Source organism: Actibacterium sp. 188UL27-1, assembly GCF_016901225.1.
Taxonomy (GTDB): Bacteria; Pseudomonadota; Alphaproteobacteria; order Rhodobacterales; family Rhodobacteraceae; genus 188UL27-1.
On record NZ_JAFEUL010000010.1, the window covers coordinates 89,684 to 110,976 of the forward strand.

A 21,293-nucleotide genomic window follows, 5' to 3' on the forward strand; every position below is an offset into this window, starting at 1 on the left:
CATGAAATCAGTATTCGCGGCCCTTGTTGGGCTGATCCTGACGGCTTCCGCTGCGCTGGCGCAGGACGAGGCGAAGGGCCTTGACCAGGTGGTGAATGAATGGTTCGCCGCGTTGACCGGCCCGTTTGTGACCTTCATTTTTGCGCCGCTCCCCTTCACGTCGTTTCCGTGGATTGTGTTGTGGCTGGTGATCGCGGCGTCGATTTTCACGGTCTATTTCGGGTTTATCCAGGTCCGCGGCTTCATTCATTCGATCCGGTTGGTGAAGGGGGACTATTCGGACCCCGATGATGCAGGTGAGGTCAGCCACTTTCAGGCCCTGGCGACGGCTTTGTCGGGCACAGTGGGTTTGGGCAATATTGCCGGTGTGGCTGTTGCTGTTGGGATCGGCGGGCCGGGGGCCACGTTCTGGATGATCCTGGCCGGTTTGCTAGGCATGGCATCCAAATTCACCGAATGCACGTTGGGTGTGAAATACCGCAATGAATATCCCGATGGTTCGGTTTCAGGTGGTCCGATGTATTATCTGCAGAAAGGTTTTGCCGAACGGGGGATGCCGGGTGGCAAGTTCCTGGCAGTTCTGTTCGCAATCTTCTGCATTCTGGGTGCTTTGGGCGGGGGCAATATGTTCCAGGCCAATCAGGCCCATGCGCAGATCTCGGGTATAACAGGTGAATTTCCGGGTTGGATCACGGGGCTGATCTTTGCCGCTGTCGTCTTTGCGGTGATCGTTGGCGGGATCAAATCCATCGCCAAGGTCACCGAGAAGGTCGTGCCGATCATGGGGGTCCTTTATGTCGGTGTGGCGTTGATCATCCTGATGGTCAACTATGATCAGATTGGCTGGGCCTTTGGTCAGATCTTTACGGGTGCCTTCACCGGGCTTGGCGTGGCGGGTGGCATTGTCGGCGCGTTGATCCAGGGCTTCAAGCGGGCCGCATTTTCGAACGAGGCCGGTGTTGGTTCAGCTGCCATCGCCCATTCGGCGGTGCGCACGAAAGAGCCAATTACCGAGGGCTATGTGTCACTATTGGAGCCGTTCATCGATACGGTCGTGATCTGCACGATGACGGCGTTGGTGATCGTGATCTCGGGCCAGTTGGTGACGGATCCTGAGACCGGGCTTTACGTCCTGAACGAGGCGGGCACCGCCATTCAGACCGTGGGTGACACATCGGGAGTTGCCCTGACCTCTGCCGCATTTGCCACGGGGCTGAGTTGGTTCCCGTATTTGTTGGCGGTCGCGGTGATCCTGTTTGCGTTCTCTACCATGATCTCCTGGTCGTATTACGGGTTGAAAGCGTGGACGTATCTGTTTGGCGAAGGGAAGGTCAGCGAGTTGATCTTTAAACTGATCTTCTGCGTCTTTGTCGTGATCGGTGCGGCAGCAAGCCTTGGACCGGTGATCGACTTCTCTGACGCGGCGATCTTTGCCATGGCAGTGGTCAATATCGCGGGGCTTTATGTGCTGATGCCGATCGTGAAGGACGAGCTTGCCTCTTACCTCGGGCGGTTGAAGTCGGGCGAGATCCGCAAGTTCGCACACTAGCGGTTCGGATGGGGCGCGCGGGATTGACAGTCTTGCGCGCCCCGGCCAAGGGTTTGACCCATGTTCGACCTGCGCCCCGTGGGCTATGTTATCGGTCTGTTGGTCGCCTTTCTGGGCGTAGCGATGCTGTTGCCCATGGTGGTCGACTTGCTGGAAGGGAATGGGCATTGGTCCGTCTTTGCCGAAAGTGCCGTGATCTCGATCCTGACCGGTGGGTTGATGGCCCTGGCATGCGCCAACGCGGTGGGCGAGGGGCTGACGATCCGCCAGACATTTCTGGTGACAACGGGTGTTTGGTTGATGCTGCCCGTCTTTGGCGCCTTGCCGTTCATCCTTGGGGCCACGGGCGCACGACCGGTTGACGGTTTTTTTGAGGCCATGTCGGGCCTGACCACAACGGGATCAACCGTATTTTCGGATCTTGAGACTCTGCCTTCCGGGTTATTGCTGTGGCGGGGCCTGCTGCAATGGATTGGCGGGATCGGGATCATCGTGGTTGCGATGGTGTTCTTGCCGGAATTGCGGGTGGGCGGGATGCAGATCTTCCGCTCTGAAGGGTTTGATACATTCGGAAAGATCCTGCCGCGGGCGACCGAGATTGCCAGCCGGATTTCGGTCATTTATCTGGCGCTGACGGGGGCGTGCGGCATGGCCTATTTCGCCATGGGCATGTCGAGCTTTGATGCGATGGTCCATGCCATGACCACCATCGCGACGGGCGGTTTCGCGAATTACGACAGCTCATTCGGAGCATTTGGCCCGGGTGTGCAATATGTGGCGGTGGTCTTCATGATCTTGGCCGCGCTGCCTTTTGTCCGCTACGTGCAGTTGATCGGCGGCAGTTTCTGGGCGCCGGTCATGGATGCGCAGGTGCGAGGGTTTGCGCTCATTCTGGTGGTGGTCTGGGCCGTTCTGGTCCTGTGGCAGGTGGCCGATGCGGGGGAGGCCGTGGAACAGACGATGCGGGCCTCTTTGTTCAACGCGACCTCCATCCTGACCGGGACGGGCTATGCCAGCGCCAATTACATGGCGTGGGGATCGTTTCCCGTGGCGGTGTTCTTTTTTTTGGGGCTGATCGGAGGATGCGCAGGGTCGACTGCCTGTTCGATCAAGGTCTTCCGGTACCAGCTTTTGTTCTCGTCCGTATGGGCGCAGATCCGGTCGATCCACAGCCCCCATGGGATTTTCGTGCCGCGTTATGAAGGGCGGGCCGTGGGCGAAGATGTCTTGAACTCGGTTATGTCGTTCTTTGTGCTGTTCCTCGTGTCGCTGGGGCTGTTGTCGATCGCGCTGGGCATGACGGGGCTGGATTTCATCACCTCGCTGAGCGGGGCGGCGGCGGCGATTGCCAATATCGGACCGGGTCTGGGTGATGTGATTGGACCAGCAGGGAATTTTGGCAGCCTGAATGACACGGCCAAATGGCTGTTGGCGGGCGCGATGTGGGTAGGACGGCTGGAATTGCTGGCGGTCTATGCGATCCTGACGGTGAATTTCTGGAGAGGCTGAGAGAGCGCCGATGGGCCGCGCAGATGTCGCCCCTGGACGTCCATTTGAACAATCCCGACCTTCTTGCTGCAGTGCGGACTTATGCGACAGACGTTTGGACGGCGCGAAATCAGGTCAGGCCGACGCGATCCGAATGACCTTGGCCCTGTCTGGCAGGCGGTGATCCGATTGAGCGCTTGCGCGCATTCCATTCTCCATGGGTGCCCGTGGTGGACGACGCGCCCTTGAACGGGGATGCGGTTGTTTGGGAAGGTCTTTGCACTTTTTCTGCTGCCCCAAGCGACAATTGCGGGCTGGCAGGTGCCTTAGTTCCAGCAGCTGACGCGGACGGTGAAGTCGCTGGCCTTGGTCGTGAGGTCTTCAGGCGCCAGGGGTTGCGTGGTGTCTGACGCGGCGGGCTGGATGCCCTCGTTGATCAGGAAGCTGGCAATGGCCGACACGTTGACCGAGAATTGGACATCTTTTGGTAAGGCGCGCTGGCTGTTATCTGGTGCGGCGCGCAGCATGCCGATCACCGATCCGGTTTGGTCCAAAACTGGCCCCCCGGCATCGGCTGGCAAGGTCGCGACATCAAGACGTTTCAGCGTATCCTCGCCATTTAGGCCGCGGATATCGGCAACGGTGCCGAAGGTGATTGTCGGCAGATCCAGCACGTCTTCGTAGGAGAAACCGGATACCGCAACCTCGGACCGCAGCCGGGGTACAGCGCTTTGAAAGCTGGCAAAGGCCGGCGGGGCTAGGGCTGCCACTGGCGTGAGGACTGCCACGCCGAGCGCGTTGTCACGGGCCGTGACGGTGGCCCGGGTTTCACCGCCAAGGGTGATGTAGTCGCATTGGCCAAGGACATCGGTGGTGGTCAGAACGGTGCCGTCCGTATCGATGTAGAACCCCGAGCGCGAGCGGTCGGGACGGCGGATATTCAGGCCGGAAACGAGATCGATTTGCTGGGCCGCGCCGTCCCCCGCTGCATCGGGCAGGACCGCGCCGGATATGGGGGAAAAGCTTTCCTTCATCTGTTCGACAACGCGGTTCATGAGGCGCGCATCCTCCGGCTTCCAGGCGACCGTGAAGCCTTTGACCGTATCTTCGGCCAGGCGTGCAAAAGTGTAGCTGTGGACCTGGCTGCCTTGCCCTGTCAGGGTAAAGCTGGTCGGGCTGCGGTTTCGTTCGCCATCTTGTGGAACGATTTCAAGTGTTTGCATGATGTCGTAGAGGCCGAACAGCGTGCGTTGGTCACCCTGCTGGCTGATCAGCAGGACGCGGACACCATCATCGGTGGTGCTGTCATAATGTACAAACGGAGTTTCGACCCGGGCGCGGGAGATCATGCCGGCGGGCAGGGTCATCTCGATCCCGGCCTCGGTGTCACGCACCGTTCTGAGGCCCAAGGCGGCGAAGACGGCGCGGTACTCCGTCAGCAGGGTTTCGCGTTGTTTGGTGGTCAAAACACCTGTCGGTTCAAAGCCTTTCTCCAGTTGCCAGGCTTCCATCGCGGCCCGGGTGCCGCGGCCAAATGCGCCGTCGAGCCCGCCGGTGTAAAAGCCGCCCCATTGCAGTGCTTCCTGTAGGGCCAACCGCTCTTCTCGCGTCAACAGGCGCTCACTATTGCGGGCCTCGCGCGGGGTCTCATCTGGGATGATCAGCGGTTGCGGGTCCGGTTGAGCGGTATCCAGAGGTTGGCTTGTCACCGCAGGCGGTGTCGGACGCCCTCCGACGGGCCAAAACTGCTGCCGATACTGGTTGGAGAATGCGATGAAGCTGTCCCGAGGGATCAGCCTATTGCGGCGCAGGCTCGCCAGTTCCTGTTCGGCAGCCGGGCGCGTGTAGGGCCCCAGGGCGATTGCATACCAGCCCGACGGCATCCGAAAGCCGCTGACATTGGGAAAGGAGCGTGTGTAGGCTTGCGCCCTGGATTGCGCCTGGGCGAGGGTCGGCTGGGCCTCGACCTGCAGCCAGGCCTGCTGTGCCTGAGCCGACGCCATCGGAAACCAGACCAGACCGGCCAAAAGAGCGACAAATACACGTATCACGATGGTTTTCCTCAACATAAGCCCGCCGCGTGAGCCAGTTCCAACGACCGATGTCATCAATAGCGGAAAATAGCCATAGACCCCCAGGGTTGCACGGGTCTTTTTGACGCTTTCGAGGGGGCGTTTCCCAAATGGCACGGGGGTGGCCACTGATTTGTGGAACGTGGGGCTTGATTGACCCCGTTTGCGGGCTTGCCTAAACGGGCATCCAGACATGTATCGGAAGGCAGGACCATGGCAGAGCGGCCCCGCAGTTTTCAAGAGATCCTTCTGACCCTTCAGACCTATTGGGCGGGCCAGGGTTGCGCGGTTTTGCAGCCCTATGACATGGAGGTTGGGGCAGGAACGTTCCATCCCAGCACCACGTTGCGGTCGCTGGGGTTGCGTGATTGGGCGGTGGCTTATGTGCAGCCCTCGCGCCGCCCCACCGATGGGCGCTACGGCGAGAACCCCAACAGATTGCAGCATTACTACCAGTTCCAGGTGCTGATGAAGCCGTCGCCACCGGATTTTCAGCACCTGTATCTGGGATCGTTGCAGGCAATTGGCATCGACATGGACCTGCATGACATTCGTTTTGTCGAGGATGACTGGGAGAGCCCAACCCTGGGTGCCTGGGGCCTGGGCTGGGAGGTGTGGTGTGACGGGATGGAGGTCAGCCAGTTCACCTATTTCCAGCAGGTCGGCGGGCATGACTGCAAACCGGTCTCAGGTGAACTGACCTATGGGTTAGAGCGGCTGGCGATGTATGTTCTGGGCGTCGATCACGTGATGGACATGCCCTTCAACAACCCGCAAAGCCCCCGCGCGTTGAGCTATGGGGATGTGTTCCGGCAGACCGAACAGGAATATTCGCGCTGGAACTTCGATTTGGCAGATACCGACATTCTGCTGCAGCATTTTGTGGATGCGGAGACCGAATGCGCTCGCATACTGGACGCTCCGGCCGATGACCCGAAAACCGGCAAACGCATCATCATGGTCCATCCGGCCTATGACCAATGCATCAAGGCGAGTCATGTTTTTAATTTGTTGGATGCGCGTGGCGTGATCTCTGTCACCGAGAGGCAGGCCTATATCGGGCGGGTGCGGGCACTGGCCAAGATGTGTGCTGATGCGTTCGTGCAAACCGAGGCCGGCGGGGCGGGGGCCGCGGCATGAGCCAAGGGGCCTCTCCCTTGCAACGGCTGAAATACCGGGTGTTGTCGCATCTGCCCGGACAACGCGGCGTGCACTATCTGCACAAGGCGACGCGGGCGCGATGGCCCGAGGTTCAGGCGGAGTTTGCTAAGGCTTTGGAGGCGGCCAAAAGTGGCATCTGCATTGATCTGGGGGCAAATCTGGGTGTGATGACCTGCAAGATGGCAGCTGTGGCCGAGACGGTTTATGCCTTTGAGCCGGACCCTTGGACCGTCGCGCAGTTGCGCGACGCAGTGCGGGATCTGCCCAATGTGGAGGTGATCGAGGCGGCAGCGGGGACAGAGGCGGGCATGTTGCCGCTTTATCGGTCAGCCAAGTTTGATCATGATCCGGAAAAGGGCTCACTTTCCGCGACGCTGATCGCCGAAAAGACCAACGTGACCGAGACGCCTGCGGCGGAGGTGCAGCAAGTAGATTTTCCGGCTTTCATACGCGATTTGGACCGTGACGTGGCGATCATCAAGATTGATATCGAAGGCGGCGAGGTCGCGTTGCTGGAGGCCTTGCTGGAGGATCCGGTTCTGACGCGGATCGGGCATATCTTCGTAGAGACGCATGAGACCCGGGTGCCTGCGCTGGCGGCCCGGTCAATTACATTACGACGGCGCGTGCGGGGCATGACGCGCCCGCGCATTTGCATGGATTGGGACTGACGTGATGGCGGGACGATTGTTGGCAGGCGGCATTGTGGTGATCGCGTTACTGATGGGTGGTGGGATCTACTATGCGCAGGTGTACGGTTATTATGCCGAGGTCGCTGGGGCCGAGGTGGAGATGATCTCGCTTGTGACAGGCGAGGCAGAGGTGATTGCCGCCGATAACGTGCGTGCGATTGATGCGGACAGCTCTCCGATCCGGTACCGGGCCTGTTTCACGACCGAGATGAGCCAGGCATTGTTGACTGAAACCTATGAGGCCTATGAGAGTGCGGAGCCGCTGATCGCACCGGGATGGTTTGAGTGTTTCGACGCCGTCGCCTTGGGCGAGGCGTTGGAAGAGGGGCGGGCGCTGGCCTTTCTGGGGCAGTCCAACGTGACGTTTGGGATCGACCGTGTGGTGGCCGTGGACGGTGATGGGCGCGGCTATGTCTGGCATCAGATCAACGAATGCGGGCGTGAAGTGTTCGATGGCCGGGCTTTGCCCGAAGGCTGCCCGTCACGGGAAGGAAATTGACGATGCCGGATCTGCTGATTGAGCTGTTCTCTGAAGAGATCCCGGCGCGGATGCAGGCCAAGGCATCCGACGATCTGCGCCGGTTGGTGACGGACGGGTTGGTGGAGGCGGGATTGACCTATGCCTCTGCCGCCGCCTTTGCGACGCCGCGGCGCTTGGCGCTGACGGTTGAGGGGCTGTTGGCGCAGTCCCCTGCGGTGCAGGAAGAGCGCAAGGGGCCGCGGACCGATGCGCCGGAGAAAGCGGTCGAGGGGTTCTTGCGCTCAGCCGGCCTGACCGCCGATCAGTTGGAGCGGCGCGCGGATAAGAAGGGCGAAGTGTTCTTTGCCGTGATCAACCGCCCCGGGCGGGACGCGGCAGAGATTGTGGCTGAGGTTCTGGCGGAGGTGATCCGGAAATTTCCGTGGCCCAAATCCATGCGCTGGGGGACCGGGTCCCTGCGGTGGGTGCGGCCTTTGCAATCGGTCTTGTGCATCCTGTCGGATGACGGCGGGCACGCGGTTGTGCCGATGGAGGTGGAGGGTTTTGTCGCGGGTGACACGACCGAAGGGCACCGGTTCATGGTGCCGGGTCGGTTCGCGGTCACCGGGTTCGAAGACTACGCTGCGAAGCTGAAACGCGCCTTTGTTGTTCTGGATCCAGCGGAGAGGGCCGAGGCGATTTGGCACGATGCGACCCAGCTCGCCTTTGCCCAGGGGCTTGAGTTGGTTAAAGACAAGGGTCTTTTGCACGAAGTCGCGGGGCTGGTCGAATGGCCTGTAGTTTTGATGGGAGAGATCAATAAGGATTTCTTGGGGTTACCGGCGGAAGTTTTGCAAACCTCCATGAAGGAACACCAGAAGTTCTTTTCCGTGCGCGATCCGAAATCGGGGCAGATTGTTCGATTTGTGACAGTTGCAAACCGGGAAACGGCGGATAATGGGGCGACCATTCTGGCCGGGAACCAAAAGGTACTGTCTGCACGATTGGCAGATGCAAAGTTCTTTTGGCAGAATGACTTGCGGGTCGCCGCTGAGGCAAAGATGGAGCCTTGGCTGGACAGCTTGGCCAATGTGACCTTCCATAACAAACTGGGATCAGAAAAAGAGCGGATCGATCGGATCACGGCCTTGTCCCGCGAGATTGCCCCGATCGTGGGTGCGGATGCAGATCTGGCAGAGCAGGCCGCGCGTGTCGCCAAGGCTGATCTAGCCTCTGAAATGGTCTATGAATTTCCAGAGTTACAAGGGGTTATGGGGCGATATTATAGTGATGCTGCAGGTTTGCCATCCGAGGTCGCATTGGCCTGCGCCGAACACCGCTCCCCCCTGGGCCCGTCCGATGAGGTCCCCACGGCGCCAACCTCGGTGGCTGTGGCCTTGGCCGACAAGATCGACACCCTCACCGGATTCTGGACCATTGGTGAAAAGCCCACCGGCAGCAAGGATCCATTCGCCCTGCGCCGCGCTGCTTTGGGGGTCATCCGGTTGGTGCTGTCGAATGATCAGCGGCTCTCTCTTTTGGATCTGGTTGCGAAGGGTCTTGCCGGTGATGACGACCTCGGTATCTCGCGCGATCTGTTGTCGTTTTTCCATGATCGCCTGAAAGTCTATCTGCGAGATGACGGCATCCGACACGACGTGATTGATGCGTGTTTGGCGATGCCGGGGAGCGATGATCTGACGTTGTTGGCGATGCGGGCGCGGGCTGTGGCTTCGTTCTTGCAGACCGATGATGGGAAGAATTTGGTTCAGGGGTTTAAGCGGGCCAACAACATTTTGCGCCAAGCGGAAGAGGCGGATGGAGTGGCTTATGAGTATGGGCCGGACCGGAAATTTGCCGAGGACCCCGCCGAGATCGCGTTGTTCGACGCGTTGGATCTGGCGGATGGGGCGATCTCCTCGGCCATCGAGGCCGAGGATTTCGCGTCGGCCATGGGGATCATGGCCTCCCTGCGCCAGCCCATAGATGCATTCTTTGAAGCGGTGCAGGTGAATGCTGAAAATGCAGTTGTTCGCCGCAATCGATTGAACCTTTTGCACCGGATCCGCACGGTTTGTACGCAGGTCGCCGATATCGGGCAGTTGGAAGGTTAGTCTGCCGGGATTACGCGCAAAGCGCCCTGATCCCAATGTCGCGCTTGGCGTATATGGTGTTCAGGCGTATGCTGCAGCTGAATATAGGATGCTGCAATGCAGAAAATCAGTAATTTCAAGGAATTCACCGAAGTAACACCCGACGCTGTTATGGCAGCAGACACCCATGGCGGGCGGGCAAAGTGCCTGCAACGGCTGGTTCGGCTTGATCTGCCGGTGCCGCTGACCGTTTCGCTACCATTTGATACGGTGGGCCGGATCGCGGCCGGTCACTCCCCCGACACGGCGGCATTGTTGGCAGTGTTCGGGGCATTGCCGCTTGTCTCGGTCCGGCCGTCCAGCCAGGATCAGCAATGGGGCGGGCCGGGTGCATTGTTAAATGTCGGGATGAATGCCCGCCAGCACGCCCATCTGCGCAATACCCATGGGGATCAGGCGGCCGATGCGCTGTATCTGCGGTTCATTCAGGCCTATGCAGTCGATGTAGCCCGTCTGGACCCTGATATCTTTGATGATCCGGAGATCTCATCCGCCGCCGTTGCCCGCGCGCTGGTTTTGTTTGAGGAGGAGGCTGAGACGCCGTTCCCTCAGGATCCCGCGGTCCAACTGGCCGAGGTCCTGCGATCGATGGCGCGGGCGTGGGACAGCACCTCTGCCCGGTTGTTGCGGCAGGCGCGGGGTGCGCCGAATGGGGCCGGGCTTGGCCTGGTGGTTCAGCGAATGGCCCTGGGCTTTGGCCCAGGCGAAAGCGGGTCAGGTGTGATGCAGTTCATCAATCCCGTCACCGGTGCCCCCCGGATCCACGGGCGATACCTGCGGCAATCCATGTTCCGCGATGCGCTGCTGGCGCCGGAGGACGCGCTGTTTCTGCGCAGTGATCCGCGCGGACCTGCGCTGGAAGATGTGGCAAACGCCGCCTTTGCGGAACTGACGCAGGCCGGGGCGATCTGCCGCCAGAGGCTGCGTGAGGAGATGGAGATCGAGTTCACGCTGGAAAACGGTCAACTCCATGTGCTGGATGCCGTGCGGGCGGCCCGGTCGACCCGGGCGGGGCTGAGTGCAGCGGTTGCCTTGGCCAAGGATCGCGTGATTTCAGAGCAAGAAGCCGTGTTGCGGGTGGCCCCCCAAGCACTGGCCGAGATGCTGCATCCCCAGGTTGACCACGCAGCCTCGCGCGATGTGATTGCCCGCGGGATCGCTGGCAGCCCCGGCGGTGCCACAGGCCGATTGGTGTTTTCCGCAGCCGCTGCCCAAACCAGCGCGGCCCAGGGAGAGCCTTGCATCCTGATCCGGCGGGAGACGATGCCGGAAGATATTCGCGGCATGCATGTGGCCCAAGGTATTTTGACGGAACGCGGGGGGATGACCAGCCATGCCGCAGTGATCGCCCGCGGCCTGGGACTGCCATGCGTGGTGGGGGCCACCGGTCTGCGCCTGAGCACGCGAAAGAAAACACTGGGGACCGCCGATGGGCGGGTACTGCGTGAAGGTGATCTGGTAACGCTCGACGGAACGTCTGGAGAGCTGCTTGCCGGCGAGGCGCCGATGATGGAACCGGCCTTGGATGACAGCTTTCATGCCTTGATGGGCTGGGCCGATGAGGCTCGCGATATCGGGGTGCGGGCCAATGCCGACACCCTGGCCGAGGCGCAGACCGCCCGCGCCTTTGCGGCTGAAGGTATTGGGCTGTGCCGAACGGAACACATGTTTTTCGATGATGTGCGCATGGGGGTCATGCGCGAGATGATCTTTGCCGATAAATCAGGGGACCGTCAGCGCGCCCTGGACCGATTGCTGCCGATGCAGCGGAACGATTTCGTGGACATGTTCCGCGCCATGGAGGGTCTGCCGGTCACCATCCGGCTGTTTGACCCACCTTTACACGAATTCCTGCCCTCCGACCGGGAAGGCCTGCGCGAGATGGCCGAACGGCTGGATCTGCCTTTGTCGGAGGTGACGCGTCGGGTTGAGGCCATGACCGAGTTCAACCCGATGCTGGGTCTGCGCGGTGTGAGGCTGGGGGTGACCCTGCCCGAGATATATAACATGCAGGCGCGCGCGATCTTTGAGGCGACGGTCGAAGTGGGCAAGGCCGCTCCGAAGGTCGTGCCCGAGATTATGATCCCCTTGGTGACGGCGCGGCGCGAGGTCGAACTGGTCAAGACGCGGATCGAGGCAGTGGCAGCCGCTGTCCAGAACGAGACCGGTGCGGAACTGGACTTTCGCGTCGGCGTAATGGTGGAAACGCCCCGTGCCGCCTTACGTGCCGGTGAGATTGCGGGGCATTCTGCCTTTTTGAGCTTTGGCACCAATGATCTGACGCAGATGACCTATGGCCTGTCGCGCGACGATGCAGGGCGTTTCATGGGCACCTATGTGTCCGAGGGCGTTTATCCTGAGGATCCGTTCCACCGCCTGGATCAAGACGGTGTGGGTGAATTGCTGCTGCTGGGCGCGGAACGGGGCCGCCGGGCACGGCCCGAACTTACTCTATCGATCTGTGGCGAGCATGCGGGCGATCCATCGGCCATCGCATTCTGCCGGGCAGCCGGGTTCGACTACGTCTCCTGTTCGCCGTTCCGCGTCCCCATTGCGCGCTTGGCTGCCGCGCATCTGGCGCTGGATGCTCGCGAACTGCCGCGGGAGACGTTTGAGTCGGATGTGCCGTGAAGCGATAATCTGCCTGTTGCGGCGAAATGATCACTCTGTTGCCGATGCGCTGCAGTCAGGGTGGACAGGCTCACCTGCAGACCTTATCTCCTGCGCCGGTCGCCCAGTTCTGGCGGCCGCTGCCCTGGGGTTTTAAAATGCGTTTGATCGGAATGGTGGCCCTGGTGGGCTGTATCATGGTGTCGGGTATGTCTGTGGCCGAGCCAGCAACGATTTCCACATCGAACAACCCGGCCGGGGCGATCGGCCAACAACTCAGCACGATGCTGGGCCAGGAGCATAAGGTGTTCCGGTCCATGAATCAGAAACGCTTGGACCGGTTACGCGGCGCGCGCGTTGTCCGGGCAACCGCCAAGGCCGAGGGCACTGCCAGACGCCCGACCTATTCCGCCGCTTGGCTGCGCAGTGTTCCAGCCGCGCGCGGTGGCGCGGAATGGCGTTGTTTGGCTGAGGCGCTGTACTTTGAGGCGCGGGGCGAAAGCATCAAGGGGCAGTTTGCTGTGGCGGAAGTGATCCTGAACCGGGTCAATTCCGGTCTGTACCCCAACACGGTCTGCGGGGTTGTGCATCAGGGAACCGGCGGGCGCTACCAGTGCCAGTTCACCTATACTTGCGATGGACATGCCGAACGGATTTCGGAACCAGCGGCATTTGACCGGGTAGGCAAGATTGCCCAGTTGATGCTGGACGGATCGCCCCGCGTGCTGACGGATGGGGCAACGCATTACCACACCACAGCCGTGAAGCCGCGCTGGTCACGCAAATTCCCGCGAACAACCAAGATCGGTGTGCACTACTTTTACCGTCACCCCCGTTCATAGCCGGGATTACAGCAGGACCTACGCGCCCTGGTCGCGTTCAAAGGCAGGCGCGAACCTTACCTCACCCCGTGGCGCCGGACCAGACAGGATCCGTCGCAGAACGTTCTCGGTCGGCGTGGTTCGGTAGGTGAGCGCCGGGTCGCTTTCAAAGCCCGAACTGCCATAGACCTTTGGATTTCCGGTTAGGACGCATCCTTTTGCGCCGTGATCCGTCAACCAGGTCAGACCAGCGGCAATCAACGCCGTGCCGATGCCACGGCGCTGCTGATCTGGCGTAACGGCAATGGGCCCGAGGCCGAACCATCCATCATGCCGGTTTGCGATGGTGACGGGTGAAAAGGCGATGTGCCCCAGCACGGTGTCATCCTCCTCTGCCACCAGCGACAGGATCAGGTCGCCTTCTTTTCGCAGATCGTGGATCAGGTCAGCCTCGGTCCCGTCGCTAAAGGCCATGGGGGCGAACGCGTCAGCCGTGATCCTGCGGATGATGGCGTGGTCTTTGGGGCTTTCAGGGCGAATGTTCATGTCAGCCTCACTCGGCATTTGCAGTGCTGGGTTGGGCCAATCCGGCAGGGCGACCGTGGGCATAGGGCTCCCCCGCCACGGGGGTCACCAGGGTGCCGCAGACCAAGGCGCTGAGGATACGCGGAACTGGCGGGATACGCGAGACCGGCATCATGATATTGTCGCGGATCCAAGGCAGGGTGCGACTGTCTGACTGGTATTGCGGGGTGAAAGCCCAGCTCATGGCCTGATAGATGCGCACATGCCAACGGCGGGTCCGGACATAAAGCGCCAGTGCATTGGTCAAATCATTGCTCTGCCGGAGCGACCAGGCCAGTGCATAAGCATCCAGCAACGCCATATTGGCCCCCTGGCCCAGTTGCGGGCTGGCGCGGTGGGCGGCATCGCCCAGATAGACCAAACGCTCGGCCACCGGGGTATTCAATGTGCCATGGGTGTAGCGCGCCATTGTCATGTCATCGTGGCGTTGCACTGTTTCAAGAAAGGGCGCCATGGCGGGCCAGAGGGTCATGGCTTCGGCCTTCCACTGATCCAGCGGAGCTGCGCGCCATGTGTCATGGTCGCCTTCGGGCATGGACCAAAAGATCGCGGCCATGGGCGTGTCGGCACCGGGCAGCGCGCCGATGGGCAATACCCCGATCATATGTTCGGCATAGCGGTAGCGCTGGCTCAGCTGGGTCGGGGGCAGATCGGTGCCATCGGGCCAGGGCACCGTACCCCAGATCGCGCCATAGGGCAGGGTCTTGCCCCGGAGCGGCGACAGGGCAGAGGTTGCCCCGCTGGCATCGATCACCAGGTCGAACGCCTGGCTTTGCGTGCCGTCTGCGTGCTCCAACCGGCGCCCCTCGCTGCCCAAATGCGTTGCGATGATGCGCGATGATGGCTGCAGGTCGGTCTCGGCCACCGATACTGCGTCAAGCAACGCGTCGAACAGGCTGGCGCGATGGATGGCCAGGCCGTGGTGACCCTGTCCCGCGGGGTCATAGGTGACATCGAGAACAGGTTTTTGATGAATGACCTCCAGGCCCAGCATCTGGTGGATCTGGGCCCCCTTGGCCCGTGCGGCGTCCCCAGCCCCTGCGATGTCCAGCACATGTTGGCCAACCGGTTGGATCACCAGGCCGGAGCCGACGGGGCGGGGCTGGTCGAACTGATCGAAAATGGTCACCTGGTGCCCGTCACGGGCCAGCAATGCGGCGGCGGCCAATCCGCCGATCCCGGCCCCTGCTATGCCAATCTTCATGAAATACCCTTTCGTTAACCAAGCCTGTATGTGGCGTGTTTGGGGTCAAAAGCGAAAGGGCGGATTGGCGCAATACGACGGACAGCCCGGTCTTTACCTTACAAAGTGCCATGCGTATAACGCCCGACATGTACTTGGGCATCGCAAACATACCGCGAATTACGGGCCCGGCGCTCTGATCCAGAGCTGCCGGGACATGGCTGTTGCCGATCTGCAGCCCGCGACCGTCGCGATCCTTTCCCAAAATCTCAAGGACACCCACGCCCATGTGCGCCGAGACGCCGGACTATAAAGACACCCTTCGCCTGCCCAAAACCGATTTCCCAATGCGCGCCGGTCTACCCAAACGGGAGCCGGACTGGTTGGCGCGGTGGGAGAGGATCGGGATCTATGAGCGCCTGCGGGAGAAAGAGGGGCGCGCGCCCTTCACTCTCCATGACGGGCCGCCCTATGCCAATGGGCACCTCCATATCGGGCATGCGCTGAATAAGATCCTGAAGGATATGGTGGTACGCTCCCAACAGATGATGGGCCGCGATGCGCGCTACATCCCCGGTTGGGACTGCCACGGCCTGCCCATCGAGTGGAAGATCGAAGAGAAGTACCGCCAGAAGGGCCAGAACAAGGATGATGTGCCGGTGGTGGAATTCCGGCGCGAATGCCGCGAATTTGCCGAAGGCTGGATCGATATTCAGCGCGATGAGTTCAAGCGGCTGGGCGTGACCGGCACGTGGGGCGCGCCCTACATCACCATGGACTACCATGCCGAGGCGACCATCGCCGCGGAGTTCCAGAAATTCCTCATGAACGGTGCGCTCTATCAGGGATCGAAACCCGTCATGTGGTCGCCGGTGGAAAAGACGGCCCTGGCCGAGGCGGAGGTCGAGTATCACGACCACCAAAGCCATATGATCTGGGTGCGCTTCCCGATCCTAAAACTTGAGGGCAATGATGCTTTCCTGGCCGAGCTGAAGGCCGAAGGCGGCGATAGCGAAGCCGGTGTGATGGAGTTGTACCAGGCGATCAGCACGATGCTGGGCGGTGCATCGGTCGTGATCTGGACGACGACACCGTGGACGATCCCCCAGAACCGGGCGATCTGTTATAACCCCGATGTCAGCTATGGCCTGTATCAGATCACCGGGCGGCCGGAAGAGTGCTGGGCCCGGATCGGGGAGCGGGTGATCCTGGCCGACAACCTGGCCGAAGAGGTGCTGCGCGCTGCGCGGCTGGAGCCGGACATGTATCGCCGCCTGCGGGATATCGGCCCGGGTCTACTGAGCGGCATCACCAGCGCGCACCCCCTCCACAAGGTCGAGGGCGCGGCGGGCGAGTGGGACTATGACGTACCACTGCTGCCCGGCGACCATGTGACCGACGATGCGGGCACGGGCTTCGTTCATACGGCGCCGAGCCACGGCGATGATGACTATAAGATCGGCCAGCAGCATGGCCTGCCGATGACTTATAACGTGCTGGAAGACGGCTCTTACCGGGCGGATCTGCCGTTCTTTGGGGGTGAAGTGATCATCAACCCTAAGGGGAAGGAAGGCGGTGCCAATAAGGCGGTCATCGACAAGCTGGTCGAGGCCGGGCGATTGCTGGCGCGTGGCCGGTTGAAACATAGCTATCCGCATTCCTGGCGGTCGAAGGCCCCGGTGATCTATCGCAACACGCCGCAATGGTTTGCCGCGATCGATAAACCGCTGGGCGATGGGCAGGACGCCTATGGGACGACCATTCGGGAACGGGCCCTGACCAGCATCGACCAGCTTGTCACCTGGACCCCGCAGACCGGACGCAACCGCCTGTATTCGATGATCGAGGCGCGGCCTGATTGGGTGCTGAGCCGCCAGCGCGCCTGGGGCGTGCCCTTGACCTGTTTCGTCAAGAAAGGCGCACGTCCCGATGCGCCGGATTTTCTGCTGCGTGATGAGGCGGTCAATGCCCGGATCGTCGCCGCGTTTGAGGAAGAAGGCGCCGACGCCTGGTACGAAGACGGCGCCAAGGAGCGGTTCCTGGGCAATGAACACAACGCCGAAGACTATGAGCAAGTCTTTGACATCTTGGATGTGTGGTTTGATAGCGGGTCGACCCATGCCTTTGTCCTGCGCGACCGGGCGGATGGGTCCGAGGATGGTCTGGCCGATCTGTACTTGGAGGGCACCGATCAGCACCGCGGCTGGTTCCATTCCTCCATGCTGCAAAGCTGTGGCACCCAAGGCCGCGCGCCCTATCGCGGGGTGCTGACCCACGGCTTCACGCTGGACGAGAAGGGCAACAAGATGTCCAAATCGCTTGGCAATACCATCGTACCAGACACCGTGGTCAAGCAATATGGCGCCGATATCCTGCGTCTTTGGGTCGCCCAGACCGACTACACTAACGATCAGCGCATCGGGCCAGAGATCCTGAAAGGCGTGGCCGACAGCTATCGCCGGTTGCGCAACACGATGCGGTTTATGCTCGGCTCGCTATCCGATTATGACGGGCAGGCCGTGGATGCGGCCGAGATGCCGGAGCTTGAACGCTGGGTCCTGCACCGGTTGGCCGAACTGGATCAGAAGGTGCGCGAAGGTTACGCCGCCTATGACTTCCAGGGTGTGTTCCAGGCGATCTTCACCTTCGCCACGGTGGACCTCTCCTCGTTCTACTTCGACATCCGCAAGGACGCATTGTATTGCGACGGGCCGGACAGCCTGACCCGCCGGTCGGCGCAAACGGTGCTGGACATCCTGTTTCACCGGCTGACGACCTGGCTGGCCCCCGTCCTGGTCTTCACGATGGAAGAGGTCTGGCTGGAGCGGTTCCCGGGTGACGATAGCTCGGTCCACTTGCAGGACATGCCTGAAACGCCCGCCAATTGGCGTGATGATGCCCTGGCCGCGAAATGGGCCAGCATCCGCGGTGCCCGGCGGGTGGTAACGGCGGCGTTAGAGGTGCAACGCACCGACAAGGTCATTGGTGCCTCGTTGGAAGCCGCGCCGATGGTCCATGTCGCCGATGACGGGTTGCGCAGCGCCTTGGCGTCGGTCGATCTGGCGGATCTGTGCATCACCTCCGACATCGGGCTGACGGGCGATCCAGCCCCGGACGGTGCCTTTACCCTTCCCGAAACCGAAGGCGTGGCCGTCGTCTTTGCCAAGGCGGAGGGCCAGAAATGCCAGCGCTGCTGGAAGATCCTGCCCGATGTTGGCAGCCACCGGCATCCGGGCGTCTGCGCCCGCTGCAACGTTGCGTTGGGGTGATCGATGGACCGCTCTCAAATTGTGCGCGACAGCTTTGCGCAGCAGATCATCATGCAAACACTCGGCATCTCCCTCGCGAATGTGGAACCGGGCAAAGTGGTGCTGGAGATGCCGTTCAATGACCTTTTGGTCCAGCAGCATGGGTTCATCCATGCAGGCATCGTGACCACCGCGTTAGACAGTGCCTGCGGTTATGCCGCCTATACCCAGATGCCGGACGGGGCTGAAGTTCTGACGGTGGAGTTCAAGACCAACTTCCTGCGCCCCGCACAGGGAGAGACATTCCGGTTTGAGGGCATTGTCGTGAAAGCGGGCCGGTCGATTACCGTCGCTGACGGACAGGCCCTGGGCATCACGGCCGGTTCCGAAAAGCTGATCGCCACCATGAGTTGCACGTTGATGGCCGTGATGCCGCGAAACTAGGGCGTTTTGCACTGCCTTGGATCAGGTATCGCTGCCTGAAACCAGCGATTTCAACGCGGTAGCGTTAAGTGATGCCTGATGCGGGAACCCTTGCGCGCACCACTTCAGGGCGCGGGGGGCGAGGTAGGATGGAGACCTGCCCCCCGCTCACACCGCCAGAAAAGGGCCGCCCATGCGGGTGCCGCAGACGATGTTTCGGTCAGCCCCGACATGCAAACATACAGCGATAACCGGGGCGAATACGCGCAAGGTACCATGTGCCAGGATGCCCTTCTGGGCCCGTGTCGTGATCCGTGCGGGATCAGGATTTGCGCGCCGCCAACCGCCCGTTTCAAAACCCGACCCGTATGGAATATGTGGCATTTTCCACCCGTCGAGCCAAAACACGGCCTCTCACGAAGCTGTTAGACTGGGGGGCGGCCCCGGCTGCCTATTCAAAACGATAGCCGATGTTGCGCAGGGTTACGATCCGGTCCGCCTCATCCCCCAGTTTGCGGCGCAGCCGCCCGACATAGACATCCACCACATTCGTCATGGGATCGGCATTCATACCCCAGACGGTGTTCAGGATCCGCTCCCGCGACAGAACCCGACCGGGATTTGACAGAAACAGCAGCAACAGATCGCGTTCCTTGCTGGACAGATCCAGATTTTTGTCACCAACCGTGACGATCAGGGATGTCTTGTCAAACGTGATGGTGCCATGGGACAGGACCTGCCGATCCTCGGTCTCGGTATATTTGCCAGCGCGGCGGTGCAGCGCTTCGATCCGGGCCACCAGCTCATCAAAGTCAAAGGGTTTGGGCAGATAATCATCGGCCCCCACCCTCAATCCATCCACACGTTCTTCGGTTGCATCCAGCGCGCTAAGCATCAGGATCGGCGTTATGTTCTTGCGCGCCCGGACCTTGCGACACACGTCATGGCCGCTGACCCCGGGCAGCATCAGGTCCAGCAGAACCACATCAAAGCTGTATTGCTCCAGGAACTCGATACCCGTCTCGCCATCCGGCGCATGTTGTACCGACCAACCCTCCGCCGACAATCCGCGCCTGACAAAATCGGCCACCCGCATTTCATCTTCGATCAGCAATATGTTCATCATCCGCCTCCAACTTTGCTTGTTGGAGGAAAAAAGCTTTATTGGCCAGCACACCATACGGGTCGGGTTTAGAAGCCTTGCGTTTTACGCAGGGTTTATGGGCTTAAACTGCCGGTATAGGGCTGGTTTACGCCGTTGATTTTTGGGGTTTGGGCAGTGTCCGTCGAAATCAGGCTGACCGGCTTTCGTTTTGGCAATCTCAGGTTGACCTGCAGACCGCTTTCCGGTCCGTTTTGCAACTCGACCGTGCCGCCATGGGCCTCCATGATCGAGCGGACAATGGGCAGGCCCAGACCCGTACCTTCATCATCACCGCGCGAGGCATTGTTGCCACGAAAAAAACGGTCAAAGGCCTGGGCACGATCCGCGTCGCTCATGCCGGGGCCGTTATCCTCGACGATGATGTGCAGATGATCGGAAGTCTCGTTCAGGCGGGCCACGATATCGGGTCCGCCATAGCGGCGCGCATTCTGAAAAACCGCCAGCAGGCATTGCCGCATCCGAACGGCATCGACACGCACCCGGGGTTCCGTTTCCAACTCATCGATCAAATCGACCTTGCCAGGAAAGATATCGATCGCCTCCTTCAGGATCACGCGCATGTTGATGTTTTGCAGCTCAAGGCGCAGTTGATCGGCCTCCTGCCGGGCCACCAGCAACATGTCATTGACGATCCGAACGGTGTGACGGGCCGATTCCTTGATCCGCGACAGAGCGTCGGCATAAACCGCAATCGGCTGATCGCCGTGGCGCAGCGTGACCTCGGCTTCCCCCTGGATGATCGTCAGGGGCGTGCGCAATTCATGGCTGATATCGGCCATCAGTTGACGGCGGTTCTTCTCGTTCTGCTCAATGCGCCTCAACAGGGTTTCCAACTCGTTGGTACGGGCGCTCACCATGCTTTCCAATCGGTCCCTGTGCTCTTTGCGGCTGACCTCTTTCACCATCAGCCCCGCAGCCATGTCATTCAAAACAGCACCCAGTTCCTGAAACTCCTTGCCGCCGCCGACCCGCACGTCGCGCGAAAACTGCCCGGCTTCAAACTGCCGGACAACAGAGACCAAACGGTCCAGGGGCTGCCGGATCAACCACCGAAACGACATGGTGGAGATCACAAGAAAAGCCAGCGCCAGGATCACGCTGGTGATCACCGCCTGTCGGCTGGCAGCCCGAAACGCAGCGGCCTCCGCCGTCGTCTCTTCAACTTCTTCCCGTTCTTCGGCCAGCGCCTCATTGATCATGCTGGACAGGGAGATGTCGATCTGCCGATCCAGAATATCGACCAACCGCTCGGTGCGCGCCTCGGTGCCCAGCGGTTGTTTCGTGCTTGATAGGCTGGACAGGGCCGAGGTCAGGCGGGTCACCTCCGTCTCGATCCGCGCGAGCTGGGCAAGCTCTTCGATTTCCTCCTCGCCCACAAGCTCGATCTCCCGCCCGATGGCCGCGCGAATGACGGAAATGTCATTGGCGATCAGGCGGCCCAGTTCCTCTTCCAGCTTGCCCCGGTCCCGGTCGCCGATCAGCAACGCATCGGCATGCTGCTTGAGCAACTGATAGGTATGCGACTGCAAGGACAGATGCGCGTGATAGGAGGTCTGCGCCAGGTCGATCCGCGCATCCCAGAACCGGGTGCGTTCCAGGTTCCACAGCGTGATTGTGGACAGCAGCAGGATGATCGCCACATAGAAGGCGCCATACAGGCGAAACAGATGAGTGATACGCATG

The 21,293-nt window shown here is 60.9% G+C and carries 15 protein-coding genes; 10 read left to right on the top strand and 5 right to left on the bottom strand.

Going from position 1 to position 21,293, the window contains the following annotated elements; all coding sequences use genetic code 11:
• The first annotated feature begins 1 nt into the window (after nt 1).
• Together IU397_RS14250 and IU397_RS14255 are read left to right on the top strand one after the other, a co-directional pair.
• Complete coding sequence (locus IU397_RS14250) at nt 2-1,549, top strand: sodium:alanine symporter family protein (protein ID WP_204414885.1); 1,548 nt, start codon at nt 2-4, stop codon at nt 1,547-1,549.
• Between the two features lie 60 nt (nt 1,550-1,609).
• Nucleotides 1,610-3,058, top strand: a complete 1,449-nt coding sequence (locus IU397_RS14255) for a TrkH family potassium uptake protein (RefSeq protein WP_204414886.1) — start codon at nt 1,610-1,612, stop codon at nt 3,056-3,058.
• A 305-nt stretch (nt 3,059-3,363) separates the two neighbouring features.
• Here the strand turns inward: IU397_RS14255 and IU397_RS14260 are convergent, their stop codons facing one another.
• Nucleotides 3,364-5,088, bottom strand: coding sequence for a trypsin-like peptidase domain-containing protein (locus IU397_RS14260; protein WP_370541698.1), 1,725 nt, complete (start codon nt 5,086-5,088; stop codon nt 3,364-3,366).
• A 234-nt stretch (nt 5,089-5,322) separates the two neighbouring features.
• On the opposite strand from IU397_RS14260, the gene IU397_RS14265 reads away from it, so the two are divergent.
• From IU397_RS14265 to IU397_RS14290, 6 genes are all read left to right on the top strand, one after another.
• Nucleotides 5,323-6,249, top strand: coding sequence for a glycine--tRNA ligase subunit alpha (locus IU397_RS14265; RefSeq protein WP_204414888.1), 927 nt, complete (start codon nt 5,323-5,325; stop codon nt 6,247-6,249).
• Nucleotides 6,246-6,941: an FkbM family methyltransferase gene (locus IU397_RS14270; RefSeq protein WP_204414890.1), complete on the top strand. Its 696-nt coding sequence runs from the start codon at nt 6,246-6,248 to the stop codon at nt 6,939-6,941. Before IU397_RS14265 ends, IU397_RS14270 begins: the two co-directional genes overlap by 4 nt.
• Before the next feature lie 4 nt (nt 6,942-6,945).
• The gene (locus IU397_RS14275; protein ID WP_204414892.1) at nt 6,946-7,461 is read left to right on the top strand and encodes a DUF6446 family protein; all 516 of its coding nucleotides are present in this window, start codon (nt 6,946-6,948) and stop codon (nt 7,459-7,461) included.
• 2 nt (nt 7,462-7,463) lie between these two features.
• Nucleotides 7,464-9,536 (top strand): glycine--tRNA ligase subunit beta, encoded by a 2,073-nt coding sequence (gene glyS / locus IU397_RS14280; RefSeq protein ID WP_204414894.1) that lies wholly within the window; start codon nt 7,464-7,466, stop codon nt 9,534-9,536.
• Between the two features lie 96 nt (nt 9,537-9,632).
• Nucleotides 9,633-12,206, top strand: coding sequence for a putative PEP-binding protein (locus IU397_RS14285; protein ID WP_204414896.1), 2,574 nt, complete (start codon nt 9,633-9,635; stop codon nt 12,204-12,206).
• A 137-nt stretch (nt 12,207-12,343) separates the two neighbouring features.
• Nucleotides 12,344-13,027 (top strand): cell wall hydrolase, encoded by a 684-nt coding sequence (locus tag IU397_RS14290; RefSeq protein ID WP_204414898.1) that lies wholly within the window; start codon nt 12,344-12,346, stop codon nt 13,025-13,027.
• An 18-nt stretch (nt 13,028-13,045) separates the two neighbouring features.
• Here the strand turns inward: IU397_RS14290 and IU397_RS14295 are convergent, their stop codons facing one another.
• Both IU397_RS14295 and IU397_RS14300 read right to left on the bottom strand, forming a co-directional pair.
• A complete protein-coding gene (locus IU397_RS14295) occupies nt 13,046-13,615 on the bottom strand; it encodes a GNAT family N-acetyltransferase (protein WP_239479813.1) in 570 nt (189 codons plus the stop codon).
• A complete protein-coding gene (locus IU397_RS14300) occupies nt 13,560-14,795 on the bottom strand; it encodes an NAD(P)/FAD-dependent oxidoreductase (RefSeq protein WP_204414902.1) in 1,236 nt (411 codons plus the stop codon). The genes IU397_RS14295 and IU397_RS14300 overlap by 56 nt, the downstream gene beginning before the upstream one ends.
• A gap of 266 nt (nt 14,796-15,061) precedes the next feature.
• Between IU397_RS14300 and ileS the strand changes: the two genes are divergently transcribed.
• Nucleotides 15,062-18,043 (top strand): isoleucine--tRNA ligase, encoded by a 2,982-nt coding sequence (gene ileS / locus IU397_RS14305; RefSeq protein WP_204414904.1) that lies wholly within the window; start codon nt 15,062-15,064, stop codon nt 18,041-18,043.
• Between the two features lie 3 nt (nt 18,044-18,046).
• On the top strand, nt 18,047-18,466 hold the full coding sequence (locus tag IU397_RS14310) for a PaaI family thioesterase (RefSeq protein ID WP_204414906.1): 420 nt from the start codon (nt 18,047-18,049) through the stop codon (nt 18,464-18,466).
• Between the two features lie 430 nt (nt 18,467-18,896).
• Here the strand turns inward: IU397_RS14310 and IU397_RS14315 are convergent, their stop codons facing one another.
• Together IU397_RS14315 and IU397_RS14320 are read right to left on the bottom strand one after the other, a co-directional pair.
• Nucleotides 18,897-19,568, bottom strand: coding sequence for a response regulator transcription factor (locus IU397_RS14315; RefSeq protein ID WP_204414908.1), 672 nt, complete (start codon nt 19,566-19,568; stop codon nt 18,897-18,899).
• A 95-nt stretch (nt 19,569-19,663) separates the two neighbouring features.
• Entirely contained in the window at nt 19,664-21,292 is a 1,629-nt protein-coding gene (locus IU397_RS14320; protein ID WP_204414910.1) for a HAMP domain-containing sensor histidine kinase, read from the bottom strand.
• Nucleotide 21,293: the final 1 nt, after the last annotated feature.

Bases quoted from the DNA above. Each gene is read 5' to 3' on its own strand.
- IU397_RS14250 (WP_204414885.1), top strand. From the start codon at position 2: ATGAAATCAGTATTCGCGGCCCTTGTTGGGCTGATCCTGACGGCTTCC.
- IU397_RS14255 (WP_204414886.1), top strand. From the start codon at position 1,610: ATGTTCGACCTGCGCCCCGTGGGCTATGTTATCGGTCTGTTGGTCGCC.
- IU397_RS14265 (WP_204414888.1), top strand. From the start codon at position 5,323: ATGGCAGAGCGGCCCCGCAGTTTTCAAGAGATCCTTCTGACCCTTCAG.
- IU397_RS14270 (WP_204414890.1), top strand. From the start codon at position 6,246: ATGAGCCAAGGGGCCTCTCCCTTGCAACGGCTGAAATACCGGGTGTTG.
- IU397_RS14275 (WP_204414892.1), top strand. From the start codon at position 6,946: ATGGCGGGACGATTGTTGGCAGGCGGCATTGTGGTGATCGCGTTACTG.
- glyS (WP_204414894.1), top strand. From the start codon at position 7,464: ATGCCGGATCTGCTGATTGAGCTGTTCTCTGAAGAGATCCCGGCGCGG.
- IU397_RS14285 (WP_204414896.1), top strand. From the start codon at position 9,633: ATGCAGAAAATCAGTAATTTCAAGGAATTCACCGAAGTAACACCCGAC.
- IU397_RS14290 (WP_204414898.1), top strand. From the start codon at position 12,344: ATGCGTTTGATCGGAATGGTGGCCCTGGTGGGCTGTATCATGGTGTCG.
- IU397_RS14295 (WP_239479813.1), bottom strand. From the start codon at position 13,615: ATGCCCACGGTCGCCCTGCCGGATTGGCCCAACCCAGCACTGCAAATG.
- IU397_RS14300 (WP_204414902.1), bottom strand. From the start codon at position 14,795: ATGAAGATTGGCATAGCAGGGGCCGGGATCGGCGGATTGGCCGCCGCC.
- ileS (WP_204414904.1), top strand. From the start codon at position 15,062: ATGTGCGCCGAGACGCCGGACTATAAAGACACCCTTCGCCTGCCCAAA.
- IU397_RS14310 (WP_204414906.1), top strand. From the start codon at position 18,047: ATGGACCGCTCTCAAATTGTGCGCGACAGCTTTGCGCAGCAGATCATC.
- IU397_RS14315 (WP_204414908.1), bottom strand. From the start codon at position 19,568: ATGAACATATTGCTGATCGAAGATGAAATGCGGGTGGCCGATTTTGTC.
- IU397_RS14320 (WP_204414910.1), bottom strand. From the start codon at position 21,292: ATGCGTATCACTCATCTGTTTCGCCTGTATGGCGCCTTCTATGTGGCG.